Source organism: Terriglobus roseus (genome assembly GCF_900102185.1).
Classification (GTDB): Bacteria; Acidobacteriota; Terriglobia; order Terriglobales; family Acidobacteriaceae; genus Terriglobus; species Terriglobus roseus_A.
The window spans coordinates 99,210-118,388 of record NZ_LT629690.1 but is presented as its reverse complement, the minus strand read 5'-3'; the positions used below and the strand labels follow the sequence as shown (position 1 = coordinate 118,388).

At 57.8% G+C, this 19,179-nt stretch carries 20 protein-coding genes; 10 read left to right on the top strand and 10 right to left on the bottom strand.

All coding sequences use genetic code 11. The features are described from left to right. Positions 1-23 precede the first annotated feature (23 nt). Positions 24-821 carry a glycosyltransferase family 2 protein gene (locus BLT38_RS00605; protein WP_231966654.1) on the top strand — a complete coding sequence of 266 codons (798 nt, stop codon included), beginning with the start codon at positions 24-26 and terminating at the stop codon, positions 819-821. Between the two features lie 72 nt (positions 822-893). Here BLT38_RS00605 and BLT38_RS00600 read toward each other — a convergent pair whose 3' ends face one another. The 5 genes from BLT38_RS00600 to BLT38_RS00575 all read right to left on the bottom strand — a co-directional run bounded on the left by BLT38_RS00600 (position 894) and on the right by BLT38_RS00575 (position 5,575). Next, positions 894-1,739: a hypothetical protein gene (locus tag BLT38_RS00600; RefSeq protein WP_083343446.1), complete on the bottom strand. Its 846-nt coding sequence runs from the start codon at positions 1,737-1,739 to the stop codon at positions 894-896. 78 nt (positions 1,740-1,817) lie between these two features. Continuing rightward, the gene (locus BLT38_RS00595) at positions 1,818-2,732 is read right to left on the bottom strand and encodes a proline dehydrogenase family protein (RefSeq protein WP_083343445.1); all 915 of its coding nucleotides are present in this window, start codon (positions 2,730-2,732) and stop codon (positions 1,818-1,820) included. Positions 2,733-2,795: 63 nt separating this feature from the next. Continuing rightward, a complete protein-coding gene (locus BLT38_RS00590; RefSeq protein ID WP_083343444.1) occupies positions 2,796-3,650 on the bottom strand; it encodes a phosphatidate cytidylyltransferase in 855 nt (284 codons plus the stop codon). Between the two features lie 367 nt (positions 3,651-4,017). After that, positions 4,018-4,911, bottom strand: coding sequence for an isoprenyl transferase (locus BLT38_RS00580; protein ID WP_083343442.1), 894 nt, complete (start codon positions 4,909-4,911; stop codon positions 4,018-4,020). A 121-nt stretch (positions 4,912-5,032) separates the two neighbouring features. Beyond that, the gene (locus BLT38_RS00575; RefSeq protein WP_083343441.1) at positions 5,033-5,575 is read right to left on the bottom strand and encodes a helix-turn-helix domain-containing protein; all 543 of its coding nucleotides are present in this window, start codon (positions 5,573-5,575) and stop codon (positions 5,033-5,035) included. Between the two features lie 287 nt (positions 5,576-5,862). On the opposite strand from BLT38_RS00575, the gene pncA reads away from it, so the two are divergent. Both pncA and BLT38_RS00565 read left to right on the top strand, forming a co-directional pair. Then, positions 5,863-6,483, top strand: a complete 621-nt coding sequence (gene pncA, locus BLT38_RS00570) for a bifunctional nicotinamidase/pyrazinamidase (RefSeq protein ID WP_083346834.1) — start codon at positions 5,863-5,865, stop codon at positions 6,481-6,483. Positions 6,484-6,492: 9 nt separating this feature from the next. Continuing rightward, entirely contained in the window at positions 6,493-6,924 is a 432-nt protein-coding gene (locus tag BLT38_RS00565; RefSeq protein WP_083343440.1) for an acyl-CoA thioesterase, read from the top strand. Here BLT38_RS00565 and BLT38_RS00560 read toward each other — a convergent pair. Both BLT38_RS00560 and BLT38_RS00555 read right to left on the bottom strand, forming a co-directional pair. Continuing rightward, entirely contained in the window at positions 6,921-7,211 is a 291-nt protein-coding gene (locus BLT38_RS00560) for an HU family DNA-binding protein (RefSeq protein ID WP_083343439.1), read from the bottom strand. The genes BLT38_RS00565 and BLT38_RS00560 overlap by 4 nt on opposite strands. A gap of 162 nt (positions 7,212-7,373) precedes the next feature. Continuing rightward, positions 7,374-7,838 carry a hypothetical protein gene (locus BLT38_RS00555; RefSeq protein ID WP_083343438.1) on the bottom strand — a complete coding sequence of 155 codons (465 nt, stop codon included), beginning with the start codon at positions 7,836-7,838 and terminating at the stop codon, positions 7,374-7,376. A 62-nt stretch (positions 7,839-7,900) separates the two neighbouring features. Between BLT38_RS00555 and BLT38_RS00550 the strand changes: the two genes are divergently transcribed. From BLT38_RS00550 to BLT38_RS00535, 4 genes are all read left to right on the top strand, one after another. Further along, on the top strand, positions 7,901-9,073 hold the full coding sequence (locus BLT38_RS00550; protein WP_083343437.1) for a 1-deoxy-D-xylulose-5-phosphate reductoisomerase: 1,173 nt from the start codon (positions 7,901-7,903) through the stop codon (positions 9,071-9,073). 95 nt (positions 9,074-9,168) lie between these two features. Further along, positions 9,169-10,611, top strand: a complete 1,443-nt coding sequence (gene rseP / locus BLT38_RS00545; RefSeq protein ID WP_231966653.1) for an RIP metalloprotease RseP — start codon at positions 9,169-9,171, stop codon at positions 10,609-10,611. Between the two features lie 5 nt (positions 10,612-10,616). Further along, complete coding sequence (locus tag BLT38_RS00540; protein ID WP_083343435.1) at positions 10,617-11,540, top strand: ketopantoate reductase family protein; 924 nt, start codon at positions 10,617-10,619, stop codon at positions 11,538-11,540. Then, complete coding sequence (locus BLT38_RS00535) at positions 11,537-12,532, top strand: phosphoesterase (protein ID WP_083343434.1); 996 nt, start codon at positions 11,537-11,539, stop codon at positions 12,530-12,532. The genes BLT38_RS00540 and BLT38_RS00535 overlap by 4 nt, the downstream gene beginning before the upstream one ends. A 2-nt stretch (positions 12,533-12,534) precedes the next feature. On the opposite strand, the gene BLT38_RS00530 is transcribed toward BLT38_RS00535, so the two are convergent. Then, on the bottom strand, positions 12,535-14,133 hold the full coding sequence (locus tag BLT38_RS00530; protein ID WP_231966652.1) for a Na+/H+ antiporter: 1,599 nt from the start codon (positions 14,131-14,133) through the stop codon (positions 12,535-12,537). Positions 14,134-14,285: 152 nt separating this feature from the next. Here BLT38_RS00530 and BLT38_RS00525 point away from each other — a divergent pair, with 152 nt between their 5' ends. Genes BLT38_RS00525 through BLT38_RS00515 form a run of 3 tightly spaced genes read left to right on the top strand, consistent with a single transcriptional unit; the run spans position 14,286 to position 17,413 of the window. Beyond that, a complete protein-coding gene (locus BLT38_RS00525) occupies positions 14,286-16,106 on the top strand; it encodes a hypothetical protein (protein ID WP_083343433.1) in 1,821 nt (606 codons plus the stop codon). A 25-nt stretch (positions 16,107-16,131) separates the two neighbouring features. Beyond that, entirely contained in the window at positions 16,132-17,043 is a 912-nt protein-coding gene (locus BLT38_RS00520) for a polyprenyl synthetase family protein (RefSeq protein WP_047498047.1), read from the top strand. A 4-nt stretch (positions 17,044-17,047) separates the two neighbouring features. After that, positions 17,048-17,413, top strand: coding sequence for a metal-sulfur cluster assembly factor (locus BLT38_RS00515; protein ID WP_083343432.1), 366 nt, complete (start codon positions 17,048-17,050; stop codon positions 17,411-17,413). Between the two features lie 4 nt (positions 17,414-17,417). On the opposite strand, the gene BLT38_RS00510 is transcribed toward BLT38_RS00515, so the two are convergent. Together BLT38_RS00510 and BLT38_RS00505 are read right to left on the bottom strand one after the other, a co-directional pair. After that, on the bottom strand, positions 17,418-18,803 hold the full coding sequence (locus BLT38_RS00510; RefSeq protein ID WP_231966651.1) for a glycoside hydrolase family 28 protein: 1,386 nt from the start codon (positions 18,801-18,803) through the stop codon (positions 17,418-17,420). A gap of 47 nt (positions 18,804-18,850) precedes the next feature. Beyond that, positions 18,851-19,168: a hypothetical protein gene (locus BLT38_RS00505; RefSeq protein ID WP_047497702.1), complete on the bottom strand. Its 318-nt coding sequence runs from the start codon at positions 19,166-19,168 to the stop codon at positions 18,851-18,853. Positions 19,169-19,179: the final 11 nt, after the last annotated feature.

The window sequence follows — 19,179 nt, the reverse complement described above, 5'->3', positions numbered from 1 at the left end:
AAAATGCTCTAGACTCAACTGCTGTGAACACGAACGAAAACTCCGGGCCCACTATCTCCGTGGCGATGATCGCCACCAACGAAGAGAAGAACCTGCCCCGCACGCTGGCTGCATTGCAGGGGTGGGTGGATGAGATCGTCATCGTCGACTCTGGATCGAAGGATCGGTCGCCGGAGATTGCCGTGCAATACGGCGCGAAGCACAGCTACAATCGCGACTTCAAAGGGCACGCGGAGCAGAAGAACGTTGCCATTGCGAAGTGCACCGGCGATTGGATTCTGTTGCTGGATGCGGATGAAGTGGTGACGCCAGAGCTGGCTGTCGAGATTCAGAATGCGTTACGCAATGCGACGGTGAACGCCTTCTGGATGCCGCGGCTGAACATCTTCATGACGCGATGGATGCGCCACGGCGGCCTGTTTCCTGATGAAAAGCTGCGGCTCTTCCGGCGCGGCATGGCCACCGTGGACGAAAGCATTGGGCCACATGGCACGCCGCAATACGATGCGGACAAGGCCTACCTAAAACATCATCTGCAGCACTACGGCTATCCGGATTTCGCCAACTATCTTGACCACATGAACGAGTACTCCACCGGTACGGTGGTGTCGTTGTCACGACGCAAGGCTGGAACACCCAACTGGGCGTTGCTGGCACAGTCCTTCATCAATCCATTCTTTGGATGGGTGAAGAACTACATCTTCCGGCTAGGCTTTCTGGATGGCGCGGAAGGTTTGATCTTCCACCTCAACCACGCTGTCTATGCTCACTGGAAATATGTGAAGGTGTGGGAAGCACGAAAGAAAGCAGCGCAGGAATAATCTGCGCGTTGATCGATCGACATACTGAATTGAAAAGGGCGGACCTTAGTCCGCCCTTTCGTATGCGAAGAATTAATGCGTGTGGAAGAGCTTGTGGTTGATGTCAGGCCAGAATTCCTTGAATGTGTAACCGGCTCCGTCAATCAGTGCGCTGGTCAGCCACTTCTGCCCAACCTTGGTCCACGTGCGATAACGCGTGGGGTAGTACAGAGAAGAGATGCCGGCTGCTGCTCCAGCACCGATGATCTCTGAGTAATTCGGCATGGCGGCACCGTCATCCGAACGCGAGACGAAGATGCGGGTGGCACCATACAACGCCCGTTTTTTGAAGCCACCGTGGCCCAGTGTGTAATACCGCGGGTCCTGATGGAAGACCACCGGCATGGCGCCGGACACCATAAAGTTTTCGCTGGCCGTGTCAGCCAGTCCATGCCAGTAGTAACGCGCGTATCCCTTCACGCCCTGATGAAACTCAGGATAGGAATTGCCGTTCATGGCAAAGCCTGCAGTGAATGCGGCGAGCACGAAACTTGAGTAGTCAAAAGAATTCTTCGCGGCCAGCACAAACTTTTCCTTCGACGTCATGGGAGGCAGCTTGGTGTCGGCGGATACCGCGCTGAAGTTTGGCATGATGCCGAGGATGCGTTGCGTCTGCTGAGGCTCTCCTGTTGCCGTGTGGCCAGTCTGCCCTGCGTTAGCGGCATGCGGATCCTGAGACTGCTGATCGGAGTCCGTATTCCTTCCCGGAGCATCCGGCAGGCTGGACGATTCCGCTGCCAGGTTTACGGGTTGGGCCACTGCGACGACAGCATTGTCGTTTGCGGCAGTTTGCACGGGAACGCTGGCCTGCTGTGCATGCAGGGCAGGGGTGGTGCACGCCAGTGCAAGAAGTACAGGCGCAAAACGACTACGAATCATAACTTGGGTCACAAAGATTAGAGACGGGAAATCTCTCCCTAAGATGCAGAAAACGTCGTGAAAAAGCCAGCAGTGGCGTTAATTGGACACGAGGTTTCGCAGTAGGAAAAGAACGTTGGCGGGACGCTCTGCTAAACGCCTCATAAAGTACGGATACCAGTCAGTGCCGAAGGGCAGGTAAATCCGCACGCCGTAGCCTTTACGCACCAGCTCCCGCTGCAATTCTCGCTTCACGCCGTAGAGCATCTGGAACTCAAACGCGGAGCGCGGGATGTTGTTTTCTGCAGCGAAACGTTCGGTCGCTTCGACCATCGCGGGATCATGTGTGGCAATGCCGCAGAAGACTCCTGAGGGCAGCATCGTCTGCATCAACTTCACATAGTTCGCGTCCACGTCAGACTTGGCGGGGAAAGCAACGTCGCCAGCTTCCTTGTAAGCACCCTTGCAGAGACGGATGCGAATGCCCTGCTGCAGCAGGCGCGCCGTGTCATCGGCGGTGCGAAACAAGTAGGCCTGCAACACAGTTCCCACTGAACCGGGATATTGCTGGGCCAGCCTCTCTGTGAGGGCGATGGTCGCTTCGGTGTATGGCGTTCCTTCCATGTCGATGCGGACGAAGTTTCCCTCATGCGCGGCGTGTGCCACGATGTCGCCGGTGGTGCGTTCTGCCAGCTCCGGCGAAACATCCATGCCCACGCCCGTCAGCTTGAGGCTTACATTCGCGTTGAGGCGCGCTGTGGTGATGCCGTCGAGCAGACGATGGTAGATGTCAGCAGCAGCGAGTGCTTCCGCCTCTGACCGCACGCTTTCGCCTAAGGCATCGGCGGTGACGGCGAATCCCTGCGCGTTGAGGTCGCGCGTGACGCGAAGCGCGTCTTCCACGGTCAGGCCAGCGACGAAGCGGCTGGACAGCTTGCGACCGGGAGCCGACCGCTCCATGATGCCGCGCATAGTGTTGTTCTGGGAAAGTGAGATCAGGAGAGAACGGAGCATCTTTATCAAAAGTTTATCGCAGGGGCGGGCATGTTAGCTCACGCATGCCCGGCTGCGAGGTCGCTAGAATCCGCCGAATCCTGCGGCGTCTTTGAGAAGGAGTAGGTACCAGAGCACTGGCGCAGCTACGAGCAGCGCGTCGATGCGATCGAGGATGCCCCCGTGTCCTGGCAGCATTGCGCCGGAGTCCTTTACACCGACGCCGCGCTTCAGTGCGCTTTCGAGCAGATCGCCTACCTGGGCTGCTACGTTGACCAGTGCTGCGAGCAGAAGCGTTTGCCAGAGAGGCTCGGAGATGTGTAGCAGGGTGCTGCCGCGGCGACCGAAGAGTTCGCATACGCCTGCCAGGATCGCTGCAATCAGCACCGAACCGGCGATGGATGCCAGTGCGCCTTCCTGTGTTTTGTTGGGGCTGAGTGCTGGAGCGAGCTTGTGTTTGCCGAATGCCTTGCCGATGTAGAGCGCGGCGATGTCTCCTGTCCAAACCACGAGCATGAGGAAGATCAGCAGTGTGGGGCCGTTTTCCTTTGCCTCGATTTGCGGCAGGAGCGTCAACGGATAGGCGATGTAGATGAGGCCGAAAAAGCCTGCGGCGGCGATTGGAAGAACGCGTTCTAGATGCCCGCTCTTTGCTTCGCGAAAGGCGACGATGGTCAACAGGCTGAGGCCGAGCGCGCTTAACACGGGAAGCGGCGAATCGAGAGGACGCCAGTACGTCACCACGAACAGCAGAGCCACGGCGGGGAGCAACCACCATGCAGGAACCACTTCATCGCCTGCTCGCGTCAGCGCCACGTATTCATACGCGGCCAGCAGCGCCGCCAGCGCTGACATGACGATCAAAGCAAGCTGATTTCCCCAGAAGATCAACCCAAACACGAGGGCGATCAGGACCGTGGCAGTAAGGATTCTCTTCATAGGCCAGTGTTGAGAATACCCTTTACATCGGGCGGCTGCGTCGGCGTGTTCGCATGCTGAGTAGCAAGAGGGCCACACAAACAGCTGCCAAGGTCAGCGGCAGGGGAAGATTCTCTGTGGCACGCGCCAGAGCACCGAGCAAAACGGCGAAAAACGCATTGCCTGCGACGCAAACCTTTGCGAGTGTGCGATCGTGGGGGCGTTCGGCTCGCATCAGGTTCATGGAACCCAAGAGGAGCCCGCAGAGCGTGGTGCTTAGAACGAGTGGTTCAGCAGTTCCTGAGTATGAGCGGTGCAGAAGGACGAATAGCGCCAGACTGCAGCCGACGAGAACCCAGCCGAGGATGCGGTCGAGCGTCCGCATCGGCTAGCGGCTAACCATCTCCGGCGTTGCGGCCTGCGGCATTTGAGGATCAGGTAACGTTTCGTCGGTGAATTCTGTATCCAAACCGCCAAAGCGGCGGCTGCGCTGTTGGAACGCTGCGATGCCTTCCAGCAGGTGTACACCGCGGAAGTCCGGCCACAGGCGGTCTGTGACGAACAACTCTGAGTACGCGATTTGCCAGAGAAGGTAGTTGGAGATGCGCATCTCGCCGCTGGTACGGATCAGTAGATCCGGGTCGGGCATGTTGCGCGTGTACATGTGGTGCGACATGGTTTCGTCGTCGATGGATTCGACGCCGCCCTGCACGCTTAACAGATCTTCTACAGAGCAGCCGCGCCGGTGCGCTTCTTCCATCAGATCGCGCAGGATGGAACGCGTTGCGTCCACAATCTCTGCACGCGAACCGTAATTGAGCGCCAGTGTGAGCGTGGTGCCGGTGTTCTTTGCGGTCTCCGCCTGCGCCCACTTCATGGTTTCCTGCACTTCTTCCGGCAGTTCATGGGTGCGGCCAATGTAGTTCATGCGGACATTGTTGTCCTGCATGCGCTTTACATTGCTGACCAGATAATTCTTCAGCAGCTTCATCAGGAAGCTGACTTCCGCCTTGGGGCGTCGCAGATTGTTTTCAAGCGAAAACGCATACAGCGTGAGGAACGGAAGATTGATGCGTGATGCTGTTTCCACCACGAACTGAACACTCTCAGCACCCTGCTGATGGCCGAGGAAGCGCTTCATGGCGCGCTTGCCTGCCCAGCGGCCGTTGCCATCCATAATGATGGCAACATGTTCCGGGATGCGGGACGGATCCAGCGTGCGATACACCTCGAGTTCCTCAGGGGAAAGCTCGTGGATACGCAAGGGCTGGGTCAGTGGCAAGGGTTTCTACTCCGGAAGATTCGCTACCGCTCGACCGTAGCACGTCCGCTCAGGCCGTTGCAATGAAGCAATCGACCTGAGCGCGGTGCCGAGGAGAGAGAAGTCGCGAAAAGTCAGGTTCCTAAGCCATCCGGCGACGGCCACTGGCCAGTTCGCGCACATGGTTCAGGAAGATCGACTTCTGTAGCGCGTCCAGTTGCGAGCAGAACTGAGCGATCTCTGCCAGGAACGGATCTGCCATCAGAACAGCAGCTTCGTCCTTGTGACGCGTCTTTGCGTCGCGCAGAAGGGCGCTGATGTCCACCTGCAGAGCCCTGGCCAGACGCTCCAGGCTGCTGAGGGTCGGCATCGCCTTGCCGTTCTCAATCTTGCTGATATAGGTGCGGGGGACGTTCATGCGGCCAGCAAGCTGACGCTGGCTCAGGTTGCGTACGCGACGCAGATCGCGCACTGCGGTAGCCACCTGCAAACCGCTGTCGTCCGACGACTGTGCAGCCGGCGGAACCAGTGAAAGCGCGGGAGCCGCAACCGGCTCAGGCTCTTCCACATCCAGGGGCTTGCGGCACTTGCGGCAAAGCGAGTTTGCAGACCGGAACTGAACCAGGCTGCAGTGATCGCAACGAAGTACCTCCCGCTGTTCGACGGGTGCCATCATGGTTGCCATATTGTCTTGTAGCGGATGGGTGCCAGAGCAAGGCCCCATATCGCGCACGTCCGATAAAGAACGACCGCGATGTTCCTACTCTGATACGGGGTAACTGGTAAGTCAAGGGGGAACCGCCAGAAATACCCCCGAATTCCAGAAGAAAACCGGAAAGGAACCAAACAAGTAACTATGCCCCGCCGCTGTAACCGTGTAAGTGGAAGACGCAGCGACGCACTGTGGCGCATCGACGTGATGAAGCAGAGAATCAAAAACAAAGCTTAGAAACGCAAAGGATCGTGCCGGACATGTCACAGGATGCGCTGCTGGTTATTGACGTTCAGAGGGACTTTCTCACGGGTGGTTCGCTGGCTGTTCCCCAAGGTGAAGAAGTGATTCCCGTGATCAACCGCTTGGGCAAAAAATTTGCTGAGATTGCCCTGACGCAGGATTGGCACCCGGCGGGCCACATCTCGTTCGCGTCGACGCACGGGAAGCAGGCATTTGTGGAGACCGTTGAGGCTGCTTATGGAACACAGGCACTTTGGCCAGACCACACGATCCAGGAAAGCGCCGGGGCGGAGCTGTCGCCTGATCTGGAACTGCCTCATGCGGGGATGGTTCTACGCAAAGGGTTTCGGCGCGATATCGACTCTTACTCTGCTTTTCTGGAAAACGATCACACCACATCTACCGGTCTGGCTGGGTACTTCCGCGATAAGGGAGTCACCAACCTCTACCTGTGCGGCCTTGCGTGGGATTACTGCGTGGGCTTCTCTGCCCTGGATGGCAAGCAGTTTGGCTTCAACATCACGGTGATTACGGATGCGGTGCGGGGAATCGATCCGCAATCGATGACGGAGATGACCAAGAGATGGCAGGCGGCCGGTGTGAGCACCGTCACAAGCGAAACGCTGCTACACCGTTAGACTTAACCTATGCCGCAACAACCCTTCCACGCCGAAGCCCGTCTCCGTGTCCGCTATGCCGAAACCGATCAGATGGGCGTGGTTTATCACGCCAACTACCTGATCTGGTTTGAGGTGGGGCGCGTGGAGCTGATGCGTTCGCTGGGGCTTGCCTATGCTGACCTGGAGAGAGATCACGGCTGCCTTATCGCAGTCGTCAGCGTGGAAGCGCGCTATCGCGCATCGGCTCGTTACGACGACGAAATCGCAGTGCGCACGCGTATTACAGCCATGCGCGGCCCAGTCTTAAAGATGGCCTATGAGGTTGTGCGGGTGGAAGACGGGAAACTACTGTGCGAAGGCTCAACGAGCCACGTGGTGGTAAGCCGCGAGATGACGAAACGCGAGTTGCCTGAGCCCTACGCCCAGGCGTTTCGCAAGTTGCTGGAAAAGGAAGTTTAAGTGGTTGGTTCGGCGGCGTTGACCAGATCGCGTAGTTCCTTAGACGGCTTGAAGTAAGGCACGCGCTTGGCGGGCACCTCTACTTTGTCGCCTGTCTTTGGATTGCGTCCGATGCGCGCATTCCGCTGGCGGATGCGGAACGATCCGAAACCACGGATCTCCACTTTCTCATCGCCACGGATGGCATCAATGATGCCTTCGAAGAATGTATCCACAATCACTTCGCCGTCGCGGCGGGTAAGGTCGCCGGAGGCGGTCACGCCATCCACAAGATCTGCCTTGGTCATACGGGATGCCTCCTTACGAAACCCTGTCTGCCTGGCCGCGATATCACACGCGGATGCATGGAGTGTACACCGGACGGCGCGCCAAGAGGTCACGCCAACTTAAACGATCGTGAAGAAACTACGGGAGATCAGGGGACCCACGTGAGGAAAACCCGGGACCGATCAGCAACGTTTGCGATTGAGCAGACTGACTGGAACACCGAAGAGCAGCATGAGGGCCAGCAAGCCGTTCACCATGCCGAGACCGCCTTTTGGAAGCGGAATATGGAGTGCCGTGTGCGGCAACACGACGTAGTTCATCACCAGGTAAATCAACAGACCGTAGATAACGCCTGCTGCAAGCGGGTAACGGCGCGCGACGGACACCTGACCAACCACCAGAACGTAAAAGCTGGCCCAGAAGGCAGCAATCAGAAAATGCAAGCCCAAGCCGACGAATGACATAGCGTAACCGCCGCGCATTGCGCCTGGGCCCAGCAGGCAGGCGGCGATGGAGCGCAGCATCACGAGCGGATCATGTCCGTGGGCGAGGGTAAAGATTGCAGCATCTGCGATATCCAGGGTTCCGCAAAGGAGTGTTGCCACCAGGATGACCGTGCCCGGACTCCAGCAACCGCGTGCAGCCATTTGCACCTCGCCCACGAACGATAGCACCCGTAGGCATTGGCTATCTGAGAAAATGAAAGGTGATGAAAAACATCGCTATTCTCGGTTCCACCGGCTCTATTGGAACCAGCACCCTGGACATTTGCGAGCGCTACCCGGAGCGTTATCGCGTGGTCTCACTCGCTGCCGGAACGAACCTGGACCTTGCTTATCAGCAGGCTGCACGCTGGCGCCCACAGGTGATGTCCGTTGCCACGGAAGAGCTGGCCACACAACTGACGCAAAAGCTGAAGGCTGCAGGCATTACCGGCACGGAAGTGGTCTACGGGACTGCAGGCACTGTGCGCGTGGCGACGCTGCCGGAAGTGAGTTTTGTTGTTAGCGCCATTGTTGGTGTCGCCGGTCTGGAAGCGACCTATGCCGCTGTGAATGCGGGTAAGACGATTGGGCTTGCCAATAAAGAAGCGATGGTGGCTGCGGGCGAATTGATCATTGCGGCGGCGAAGAAGAACAACGTCACGATTCTGCCCATCGACAGCGAGCACAATGCCATTCATCAGGCCATGCGCGCCGGAACGACCAACGAAGTCAAGCAGATATGGTTGACCGCCAGCGGTGGCCCTTTCCGCAATACGCCGCTGAAGGACTTTGAAAACATTACGCCCGCGCAGGCGCTCAAGCATCCCACGTGGGTTATGGGACAGCGCATCACGATTGATAGCGCCACCATGCTGAACAAGGGGTTGGAGATTATTGAGGCCTGCCGCCTTTTTGATCTGCCTGCGAACAAGGTGAAGGTCACGATCCATCCGCAATCCACCATTCATTCACTGGTGGAGTATGTGGACGGCAGCATCCTGGCGCAGCTCTCCGTTACGGATATGCGTTTGCCGATTCTTTATGCGATGGCTTATCCGGAACGCGTTCCCAGCGAACTGACGTTCGATATGGCCGCGCTGGCGCAACTGGATTTCCAGCAGCCGGACTTTGAGCGCTTCCCTTGCCTGCGGTTGGCGTATGAAGCTGCGGAAGCCGGCCCGTCGCACTGCATTGCCCTGAACGCCGCCGACGAGATTGCTGTTGCGGCATTTCTGAACGGCGATCTACCCTTTCTTGGTATTCCGCGCACGATTGAACGCGTATTGGAACGGACACCAGCGGCTAATCCTGCGACAATTGCCGAAGTTCTACAAGCCGACGCTGCCGCACGAGAAAATGCACGCCTGGTGGCATCGGAGATGCTGTCACGCGCCTAAGGCCGTACAGGGAACAAACACGCACCACAAAACGTCTAAACTTCATGTTGCTCGGTCAGTTTTAGTGCCGGTCGGGCGTAGTTCGAGAGGGTCTGTTGCACATCGGCGAAATGCTCATCACCATTATTTATTTCCTCGTAATCCTGGGCGTTATGGTCCTGGTTCACGAGTTCGGTCACTTTGCCGCGGCGAAGCTCTTCGGCGTCCGCGTGGAGGCATTCTCCATCGGTATGGGCAAGCGGCTGTTTGGCTATGTGCATAACGGCACCGACTACAAAGTGTGCGCGCTGCCCATTGGCGGATACGTGAAGATGACGGGCGAAACCGAAATGGACATGATCCAGACGGCGCCCAGCGAAAGCATCGAACCCAATTCTCCTGACGGCGCTTTACACTCCGGTCGGCCGGGTGAAGACTCTGGCAACTTCAACGCGAAGCCGCGCTGGCAGCGCATGGTGATTGCCCTGGCGGGTCCGATCGCCAACTTCATCCTGGCGATTTTTGTTTTCACCATCGTTGCGCACTTCCACCACGAGACCATTGAGTATCTGCAGGATCGTGGCGAACTGGATTACGTTGTGGCCAATTCGGCTGCAGCAAAAACCGGTATCCAGGTGGGCGATCAGATTGTGCGTTTCGACGGCATCACGAATCCCACATGGCAGGACGTGATGATGTTCAGCGGTTTGAAGGCGGGGCAGACGCTTCCCTTCTCGTACATCCATAACGGCCACCGCGTCGACACGAAACTGCCCATCAACTACACCGGTAAGCCGGAAGACTTTGGCCCTGAAGATGTTTCCATGGTGCTGGGTCTTGTGCCGCGTCCGCAGGAAGGCCCTGTGGTGATTAACGATCTGCCCGATAGCACCACGCCTGCTGCACGTGCGGGTCTGCAGAAGGGCGACAAGATCATGGCCATTGATGGCCATAGCTTCCATGGCACGGAGGCCACCAGCGCCTATCTGAACGACGTGGATGGCCGTGCGGTGATGCTCACGATCGATCGCAAGGGCGAAACACTGCGAGTTCCCATTACGCCGCGTCTTACACCCGGACCGAACGGTACACAGGCTTACAAGCTGGGCTTTGGAGTGATTGCGCCGCCGGTTGTAACAACCAAGCAGCCGATGAACGTTGCGATCAAAACCGGTTGGAAGGATTTCACCAAGAACTCCACGCTGGTGTTCGATGTGCTGAGTGGCATGTTCAAGCGCCAGGTGTCTGTGCGCAACCTGAGCGGCCCCGTTGGCATTGCGCAGCAGGTGGGCATGGCTCGCGAGATGGGCACATGGACTGTATTGAGCCTGGCCGCTGCGATCAGCCTAAACCTTGGCATCTTCAATCTGTTGCCGATGCCCATCCTTGATGGCGGCATGATCCTGTTCCTGGTGATTGAAAGCATCATCCGTCGCGATGTGAATGCGCAGTTGAAAGAGCGCATCTACCAGGCGGCGTTTGTCTGCATCATTCTGTTTGCGATGTTCGTGATCTTCAACGACATCACCAAGCTGTCAATCTTCAGCCATAAGGGATAACGCAAATGCGCATTCTGATGGTGGGCGCCGGCGCCACTGGCGGATACTTTGGTGGACGCATGGCGCTCGCCGATCGCGACGTTACGTTTCTTGTGCGTGGCAAGCGCAAAGAACAGTTGCAGCGTGACGGACTTCGCATTGCTGGGCCAGCCGGTGAGGCTGTACTCTCGCAGCCGAAGCTAATCACTGCGGAAGAACTGAAGTCCGCTGGCGCATTTGATGTCGTCATCATCAGCGTGAAGGCGTACTCGCTGGAGAGCGCGATGAACGACTTCGCTCCCGCAGTTGGTGACAACACTGTGATTGTGCCGATCCTGAACGGCATGCGGCACCTGGACACACTGGCGCATCGCTTCGGCAAAGAGAAGGTCATGGGCGGCTCCGTGCGCATCGTTTGCGATGTGGAACCTGACGGCGTTATTCGTCAGATGACGAAGCTGGATCACATGAACTTTGGCGAGATCGACGGCACTGTGACGACACGCGCGCAGGCGCTGCACGACACGTTTGCGGTTCCCGGCATCACGCTTGTGTTGTCCAAAGACATCATCGATACCATGTGGCAGAAGTGGTGGATCCTCTCCACCATGGGCGCGGTCTGCGTGCTGGGTGGCGGCAATGTTGGCGAGATCGTTGCAACAGGCGAACATGGCGTCGCGATGGCGCTTGCGGTGCAGGATGAGGCTATTGCGATTGCCACGGCAAACAGTCATCCCGCTGATGCGGAGTTCGTCAAAGGCCATGGTCATCGTATGACCGAGGCTGGTTCGACACTGACGTCATCCATGTATCGCGATATGACGAAGGGCTTGCCGGTAGAAGCCGATCACATCCTGGGTGATCTGCTGGCTCGCGCTAATGGTGTGAAAGCGCCGCTGCTGGGCGCGGCTTACACGCACTTGAAAGTGTACGAAGGAAGACGTGGATGAACCTGCGCGTGCTGTATCACAACAACTGTTTTGACGGTGCATGCTCCGCGTCGCTGTTCACCAAGTTTCATCGCGAATGCATTGGCACCGCAACGGAGTACAGCTACAAAGGTCTTGCTCACAAAGCCGGAGCGCAGTTTGATCCTGCAGACTTCAGCGGCGATGAAAACGCCATCGTGGACTTCAAGTATTACGATTCACCGAAGCTGACGTGGTGGTTCGATCATCACCAGAGCGCGTTTCTGACGGAAGCGGATCACGAAGATTTTCTGCACGACAAGTCTGGCAAGAAGTTCTTCGATCCCACGCGCATCTCGTGCACGGGTTTCATTGCAGACATTGCGCGCGAGAAGTTTGGCTTCAGTACGAAGGGCCTGGAAGACCTGCTGCTGTGGGCTGACATCATCGACGGTGCAAAGTTTGAGTCGGCCGATGCCGCTGTGGGTCTCGCAGCGCCAGCTATGAAGTTAATGATGGCGATTGAAGGCACCAGCGATCCTACCTTCATTCCGCGGCTGATTCCTTTGCTGACATCGCAGCCGCTGGTGGATACGTTGCAGGAAAACTTTGTGCAGGAAGAAGTGCAGCCGCGGCTGGAGAAGCATCGTCGCGACATCACGCTGCTGCGTTCACGCGCGGCCAGCGACAAGGGCGTGATCACCTTCGACATTACGGACCAGCCCACCGAGGGCTACAACAAGTTCATTCCGTATTACCTATTGCCGCAGGGTGTGTACGTGGTGGGACTGTCGAAGTCCAGCTTCCGTACGAAGATCTCAGTCGGAACCAATCCATGGACCACTGTATCTGCGGACAAGCTTGCGAACATCGCAGCTATCTGCGAACGCTATGGTGGCGGCGGCCATCCACGCGTGGGCGCGATCAGCGTTCCCGTAGATCGCGTGGATGAAGCACGTCGCATTGCTGCAGAAGTCACAGAAGAGTTGAAAGCGCTGGATCAGCGCAACATTCTGCCCACTGACCCACTTTAGCCTTACGTGGAACTCTGCAAGCGGCTTTCATCCAGATCCAGCTCGCGTTCCAGCGTGCGATAGACGCTCTCGTCCACACGGCCCTGATCGCGGAGTGCGATCAGCTCCTGCCGCTCTGTGCGATACGTCTCCGCAAGAATCGTCTGCATGGAACGTGCGTGAAGATCCTGCGCTGGAACACCGGGCCCGCAGTCCTGAATGGACTCAAGCCGATGCTCATACTGATGCAGCAGGTCGTCGTAGGCATGATGCAGCGAAACATCATCACTCTCGCGTGCCGTCGTCAGATAGCCCACCGCGCTGCGGATCAGGATGCGCCGTGCCTCTCCTTCATCGCATTCGCTGGTGGGAAGATTCTGCAGCCGCAGGACGCGCAGCAGAGCCGGTAGCGAAAGCCCTTGCAGCACCAACGTCACAAGGATGACGCAGAACGTAAGGAAGATGATCATGTTGCGCTGGTGAAAGGGACGCCCATCCGCCAGTTGATACGGCAACGAGTTTGCAGCGGCCAGAGCCACAACACCGCGCATGCCTGTCCAACCAATCACAAAGATGCTTCGTGCTGAAGGTTTTGGATCAGGCTGATGTTGAAAGCGGTGGCGCAGCCCATATGTGATGCCAGCCATGGGGAAGCACCATAGCAATCGCAACGCAATCAGGACAGCCGCAAAGCTCAAACCGTAGAGAACAGCCTGAACGTGAGTGAGGCCGCGAATACCGTTCAGCACGGGCTGAATCTGCATGCCCAGCAGCAGGAAGACCATGCCATTCAGCAGGAACTCTGCAGCATCCCAGACCGCTGTGATCTGCAGACGCACACCCGGCGAAAAGAATGTGGCGCTCTTGCGGCTCATGAACAGGCCGCACACCACCACGGCAATTACGCCAGAAGCATGCACGGCTTCACCCGTCAGATACGAACCATAGGCCACGATGAAGGACACGGCGATCTCAACCGGGCCGTCATCGATGTAGCTCTCAAACCACACAACGACCTTGCCGCAGAGCAAACCCGCGCCCACACCGCCTGCAAACAGCCAGAGCAGACGGAGCAGCCCTTCTGAAAGCGTGGGTGCCGAACCGCGCAGGAGCATGTCCACGCCGAACTCCAGCGCGAGGAGGCCCGTGGCGTCGTTCAGCAGGCTTTCGCCTTCCAGAATGTCCACAATGCGTTTGGGCATGCCGATCTTGCGGGCAATCGATGTTGCCGCGACCGCGTCCGTGGGCGAGACGACTGCGCCCAGCAGGAATCCGATTCGCCAGTCAAACTCTGGCAGAAAATAATGCGCTGCAATTGCTACGCCGGTAGCGGTGAAGAAGACCAGCCCAATGGCCAGCGAGCTGATGGAGATGATGTTGTATTTGAACTCTGTCCACGATGTTTGCCATGCGGCCGCAAACAGCAGTGGCGGCAGGAAGACCAGAAACACCAGGCTGGGCGACAACGGGATATCCGGAACGACCGGCAGGAACGACGCAAGCAGTCCCGCCATCACCAGCACGATGGGATAAGAGACAGAAAGCCGCCGTGCCACTCCTGCGATCAGTGCAATCGCAATCAGCAGCCCCAGCAGGAGCGATTGCAGGACATGAAGATTCACCCTTCTAGTGTGCCATCCGCAACGCCACTTTATGAATGGGGTCAGGTAGAGATATCCGGGTTGTTCCATGAACACGGAATCTGGAAGCCACACGAAAATCCCGATTGGCCGGAACAAACTCTTTCTACGAAGCTAGACTCGTAAAGATCACCATGTTGGATAGAGCGAAAACGCAGACGAAAGGGCCCCAGCACTTCGTCACGCGAGCGGACGTGCTTGCGTGGATTGTGCTGGCGATTGCCGCCGTACTGGCTTCCCTTCCTTTGCTGACACGCGGCTACTCCTGCGGCCACGACTTCGACTTTCACCTGCGCAGTTGGATGGAAGCCAGCACGCAGTGGAAGGGCGGCATTGTGAAGCCCGTATGGGCCTTCCACGCCGCATGGGACGCCGGCGAACCACGCCTGCTCTTTTATCCACCACTGTCATGGATGACCGGCGCGTTGCTGACATTACTGCTGCCGTGGAGCGGCATCGTCTTCAGCTTTACCGCGCTCATCTTGTTCCTCTGTGGCGTGAGCATGCATCGCCTGCTGCGGCGATGGGTGTCGCCAGGCCTCGCCGTCCTAGGCGGCTGCCTTTATCTGGTGAACCCGTACATGCTGTTCTGCGCTTACGAGCGCACTGCTTATGCAGAATTGATGGCTGCCGCGTGGATGCCGCTGCTGCTGATCGGGCTGCTTCGCGAGCGTGTAACGGCATGGCGCATTGCTGTGGCCATCGCACTGCTGTGGATCAGCAATGCGCCCGCTGCGGTTGTGGGCTGTTACACGATGCTGCTCATCGGCGGCATGCGCTGGCTTTACCTTCTGCGCAAAGACCGCAATGCGGCATGGCCCTACTTCGGCCGCGTGACCGCGGGATTTCTGTTGGGCGTTCTGCTGGATGCGTTTTACCTCTTCCCTTTTGCAGTTGAACGCAAATTCATCACGCTGAATGCGGCGTTGACTCCCGCTGCAAGCCCCGAGGCGAACTATCTTTTCGCATACTCGAAGGACGAGTTTCACAATGGTGTGCTGCTCCATTCGTCCACCATTGCGTTGGTGCTGGTGGCCGCGGCGCTAGTGTGTGGTGGCGTGGCTTTGCTGTTGCAGCGCAAACAGGTGCGGGCATTCGCTGGCATGCATGACCGCGATGCGTCCCTGCAACAACACAATGCGTGGCGCATCGTTGTGCCTCTGTTGATGATCTACAGCGTCATCGTTCTTGTGTTGCAAACGCCGGTCTCTGGTCCGGTGTGGCATCACGCACCGCAACTGAACTTTTTGCAATTTCCATGGCGTTTTCTTGCTATGCAGGGTGCGGTTTCTGTGACGGTGGTGATGTTGATGGTGAAACGCATCACCGCATCCCACGCAGTTACACAGAAGACCAATACGACGTGGATCGTGGCGGGGTTGGTGCTGACGCTCGTCGCTGCGTACGGACTTGCCAATCCCATCTTCCGTCAGGGTTGCGATGACGAAGAAGGTCTTGCGCCGCAATGGACGTTCTTTCATCGTGGCGACGGCTTCGAGCAGACGGACGAATACACTCCCACGCATGACGACAACGATGTGTTAAAGATCAAACTTCCCGCGGCATGGATCGCACAGGATGTGCGTAATCAACCTGCCAGCGGTAACGGTTCGTTTCCGAAAGGAACACCGCTGCCTGCCGAGCAGATTCCGCATTCGGACGACCTGATCTTCACTGCACATGCCACCCACGCCGACGATGTGTTGATCGTTCGCCTGCGCCCTTTTTACGGGTGGCATGTGGTGCTGGATGGTGTGGAGCAAAGCGCTTTGCCTCAGCGTCCGGACGGACTTCTGGCTGTGCCTCTGAACAGCGTCGGGAAGCATCGTGTTGAAGCGCGCTATCGCAAGCCGTGGGATCAGTGGGCGGGCGGCGCGCTGTCTTTGCTTGGGTTAGGTTTCCTTATCATCGCGGCAAAGCGCGAAGAATCTTCGCACAGCAGCCTTCTCCGGTAGAATCAAAGAGATCGCTCACCCACACATGTCTGTAGATTTTTCGCAACTCGTTCAGGAAGGCCTGGCCCAGACCGACGCAGCGTTAGAACGCCTGCTGCCCGGCCCGGATGTGCAGCCGCACAACATCCATCGCGCCATGCGCCACAGCGTTTTCGCGGGCGGCAAGCGCCTGCGCCCGTTGCTGGCGCTGGAATCCGCGCGCATGATCAAAGGCACGCTGCCGGATGGCGCGGCCGACGTTGGTGCAGCCGTTGAAATGCTGCACACTTATTCGCTCATCCACGATGATCTGCCCGCGCTGGATAACGATGATCTGCGTCGCGGAAAGCCCACCTGCCACGTGGTCTATGGCGAGGCCATGGCTATCCTCGCAGGCGACGCGCTGCAGACGCTGGCTTACGAGACACTCGCCAAGCTTCCCGGTGATGCGCTCGCGAAGATTGAAATCGTGAAGGAAATCGCCATCGCCACAGGCACCGGCGTGGGCTACGACGGTCTGGCTCCCGGCATGATCGGCGGCCAAGTGTGGGACATTGAAGGCGAAGGCACCAAGCCCACCGCCGAGCGTGTGGAAGCCATTCATCGGTCCAAGACCGGTGCGCTCATCACCGTCTCCATCGTTGCCGGTGGACTGATCGGCGGCGCTTCTGCGGACGAAGTCGCCAGTCTTCGTCGTTTCGGACAGAAGGCCGGACTTGCATTTCAGATTGTTGATGACGTACTTGACATGACCCAGAGCAGCGAAGAGCTGGGCAAGACCGCAGGCAAGGACACAGCAACCGACAAGGCCACCTGGCCCGCTGTGTTCGGCATTGAGAGCAGCCGCGCCACCGCTGCAGAACTGCTGCGCGATGCGCTTGCAGAGCTTGATCGCTTTGGTGCACATGCTGAACGTCTGAAGGCCGTGGCCCGCGCTCTGGTTGAGCGCACACACTAATCCCATGCTTACCGAAGACGATGTTCGCGAGGCACTCCGTGTCTGTTTTGACACCGAGTTGCAGGTGAACATCGTCGATCTCGGCCTCGTTTACGGGATCCAGATCACGCGCGACGAAGAGGCTCCCGGCTATGAGCCGCGCTACTTCGTCCACATCGACTTAACGATGCGTGCTCCGAATGATGAACGCGAAGCCTTGATGCTAGGCCAGATCCACAACCGCCTTGCCGGCATGCGTGAAGTCAGTCGCTCTACGGTCGAAGTTGTGTGGGAACCTGCTTGGTCCGCTGAACGTATGACGCCTGCGGCGCGCCAGCAGCTTGGCCTTGATCGTCCTGCAAAACAAGGTCTCGTCCGCATCACGCTGTAGCGATCTATTGCTTCAGCGTGATGCCGTATTGCACCTTGTCCTGCCCTTGAAGCTCTGCGTTGTCCGCGAATTTCAGCACACTACCATCCTCAATCTTCAACTGAATGTCGTTCAGTTTTATATTGCGTGTGTTCGTAATGCTTCCTGCAGACTTCGCGGCAATTGTCACATGATCGATCACGAAGTTATCCAGCGTTGTGTTTGGATAGGCGGACATGTCGATCGCAGTGGTCGCGTTCTTCGCGTCGATGTTCCAGATGTGGACATCGTGAAAGTGCGGCAGACCCTTCTCCGGCGGCACAGGCGTTGTTAACGGAATCCAGTACGGCGGTACGGCCTTTGGGTCGGCGTCCTTCGGCAATGTGGCGTAGCTGTATGCGGGATTCCAGTTCAGCGTCACCTTTATCGGCGTCTTCACACCATCGAGATGAAGGTCATGCACACGCAGGTTTTCACCGAAGCCGCCACGCACGCGTGCGCTCTTAATCAGTACGCCATTGCTTACGTTCTTCTCTGCGGTCAGGTTGTAGGCTTCCACGTTGCGGAAGCCGCCGGATGTCTCGCTACCGAACGTCACCGCGGCAGCACCAGAGCGAATCACTGAATCGCGAATCACCACGTTATACGTGGGCCGGTTCACACGCAGACCATCGCTGTCGCGGCCAGCCTTCAGGCACAGTGCATCATCATTCACATCAATGTCGGCGTGTTGCACCAGGATGTCATGCGAGCTATCGATATCAATGCCATCCGTCGAAGGTCCTTTGCCGCCGATGTTGTTGCGGATGGCCACACCATCCACCGTGACATCATGCGAGTAGCAGATGTGCACCGTCCAGAAGCCTGAGCGATGCAGTTGCAAACCGCCACCCAGCTTCACGTCTGACGAGTCAAACACCTGGATCAGGCGTGGCCGTTTCGCATCGTAATCGCTGGCCCAGCGCAATCCCTTTGGCTCATACGTGGCACGCAGGTCCCAGTAGCTTTTCCACCAGTAGCTGCCGTCGCCATCGATGGTGCCTTCGCCACTGATCTGCACGTGTTGCTGCTTGTAGACATTCACCAGCGCGGCAGGCCATGTCATTTCAATGCCCGCGACACGCGTTGGCATCTGTGGATACGCACTCAGCGATTGAATGCCGATTAGCGTAACGCCCTTAGGGATATCAAGGTGCGTGTTGTTCTTCACAAAGATGGAGCCTATGCGATACGTGCCCGGAGCAAACGTCACCGTATCGTTATGCCCTGCGGCCTTATCCAGCGCGCGTTGAATGGCCTTTGTATCATCCCCAGCGCCGTCGCCCTTTGCACCGAAATCGTTCACGCGAAGCGTGGCCGCATGCAGTGAAGCGGATACAAGCAGCGCCAGCGGCAACAGGCCGCGAAGCAAGAAGTTTACTTTCCTAACCATCGCAACCTGTTCCCTATTTTGCTGAACTAATCCAGATCAAACTCACGGAAGGGCTTGCCCGTATCCGGCGTCTCTTTCGCCTTGCGGAAAGCCTCTTCAAACTTTGCATTCAGGATGCTGTCGCGATTCTTCTGCGCTTCCACGGACTGCGCAAAGATGTTGTCGCGACGCGCATCATTCTCGCGCGCAGCCTTTGCGGCCGAGCCCAGATCTTCAAACGTGCGCTTTCGCGGGGCGGGGGTGTGAGCAATGATGGTCTGCGTCACGGGATCAATGCGCAGCATCGCGCCACAGTCCGGACACATCACTTCAAATCCGATTTCCTTCGTCTGCTTCTTCGCCATACGCAGAGGAT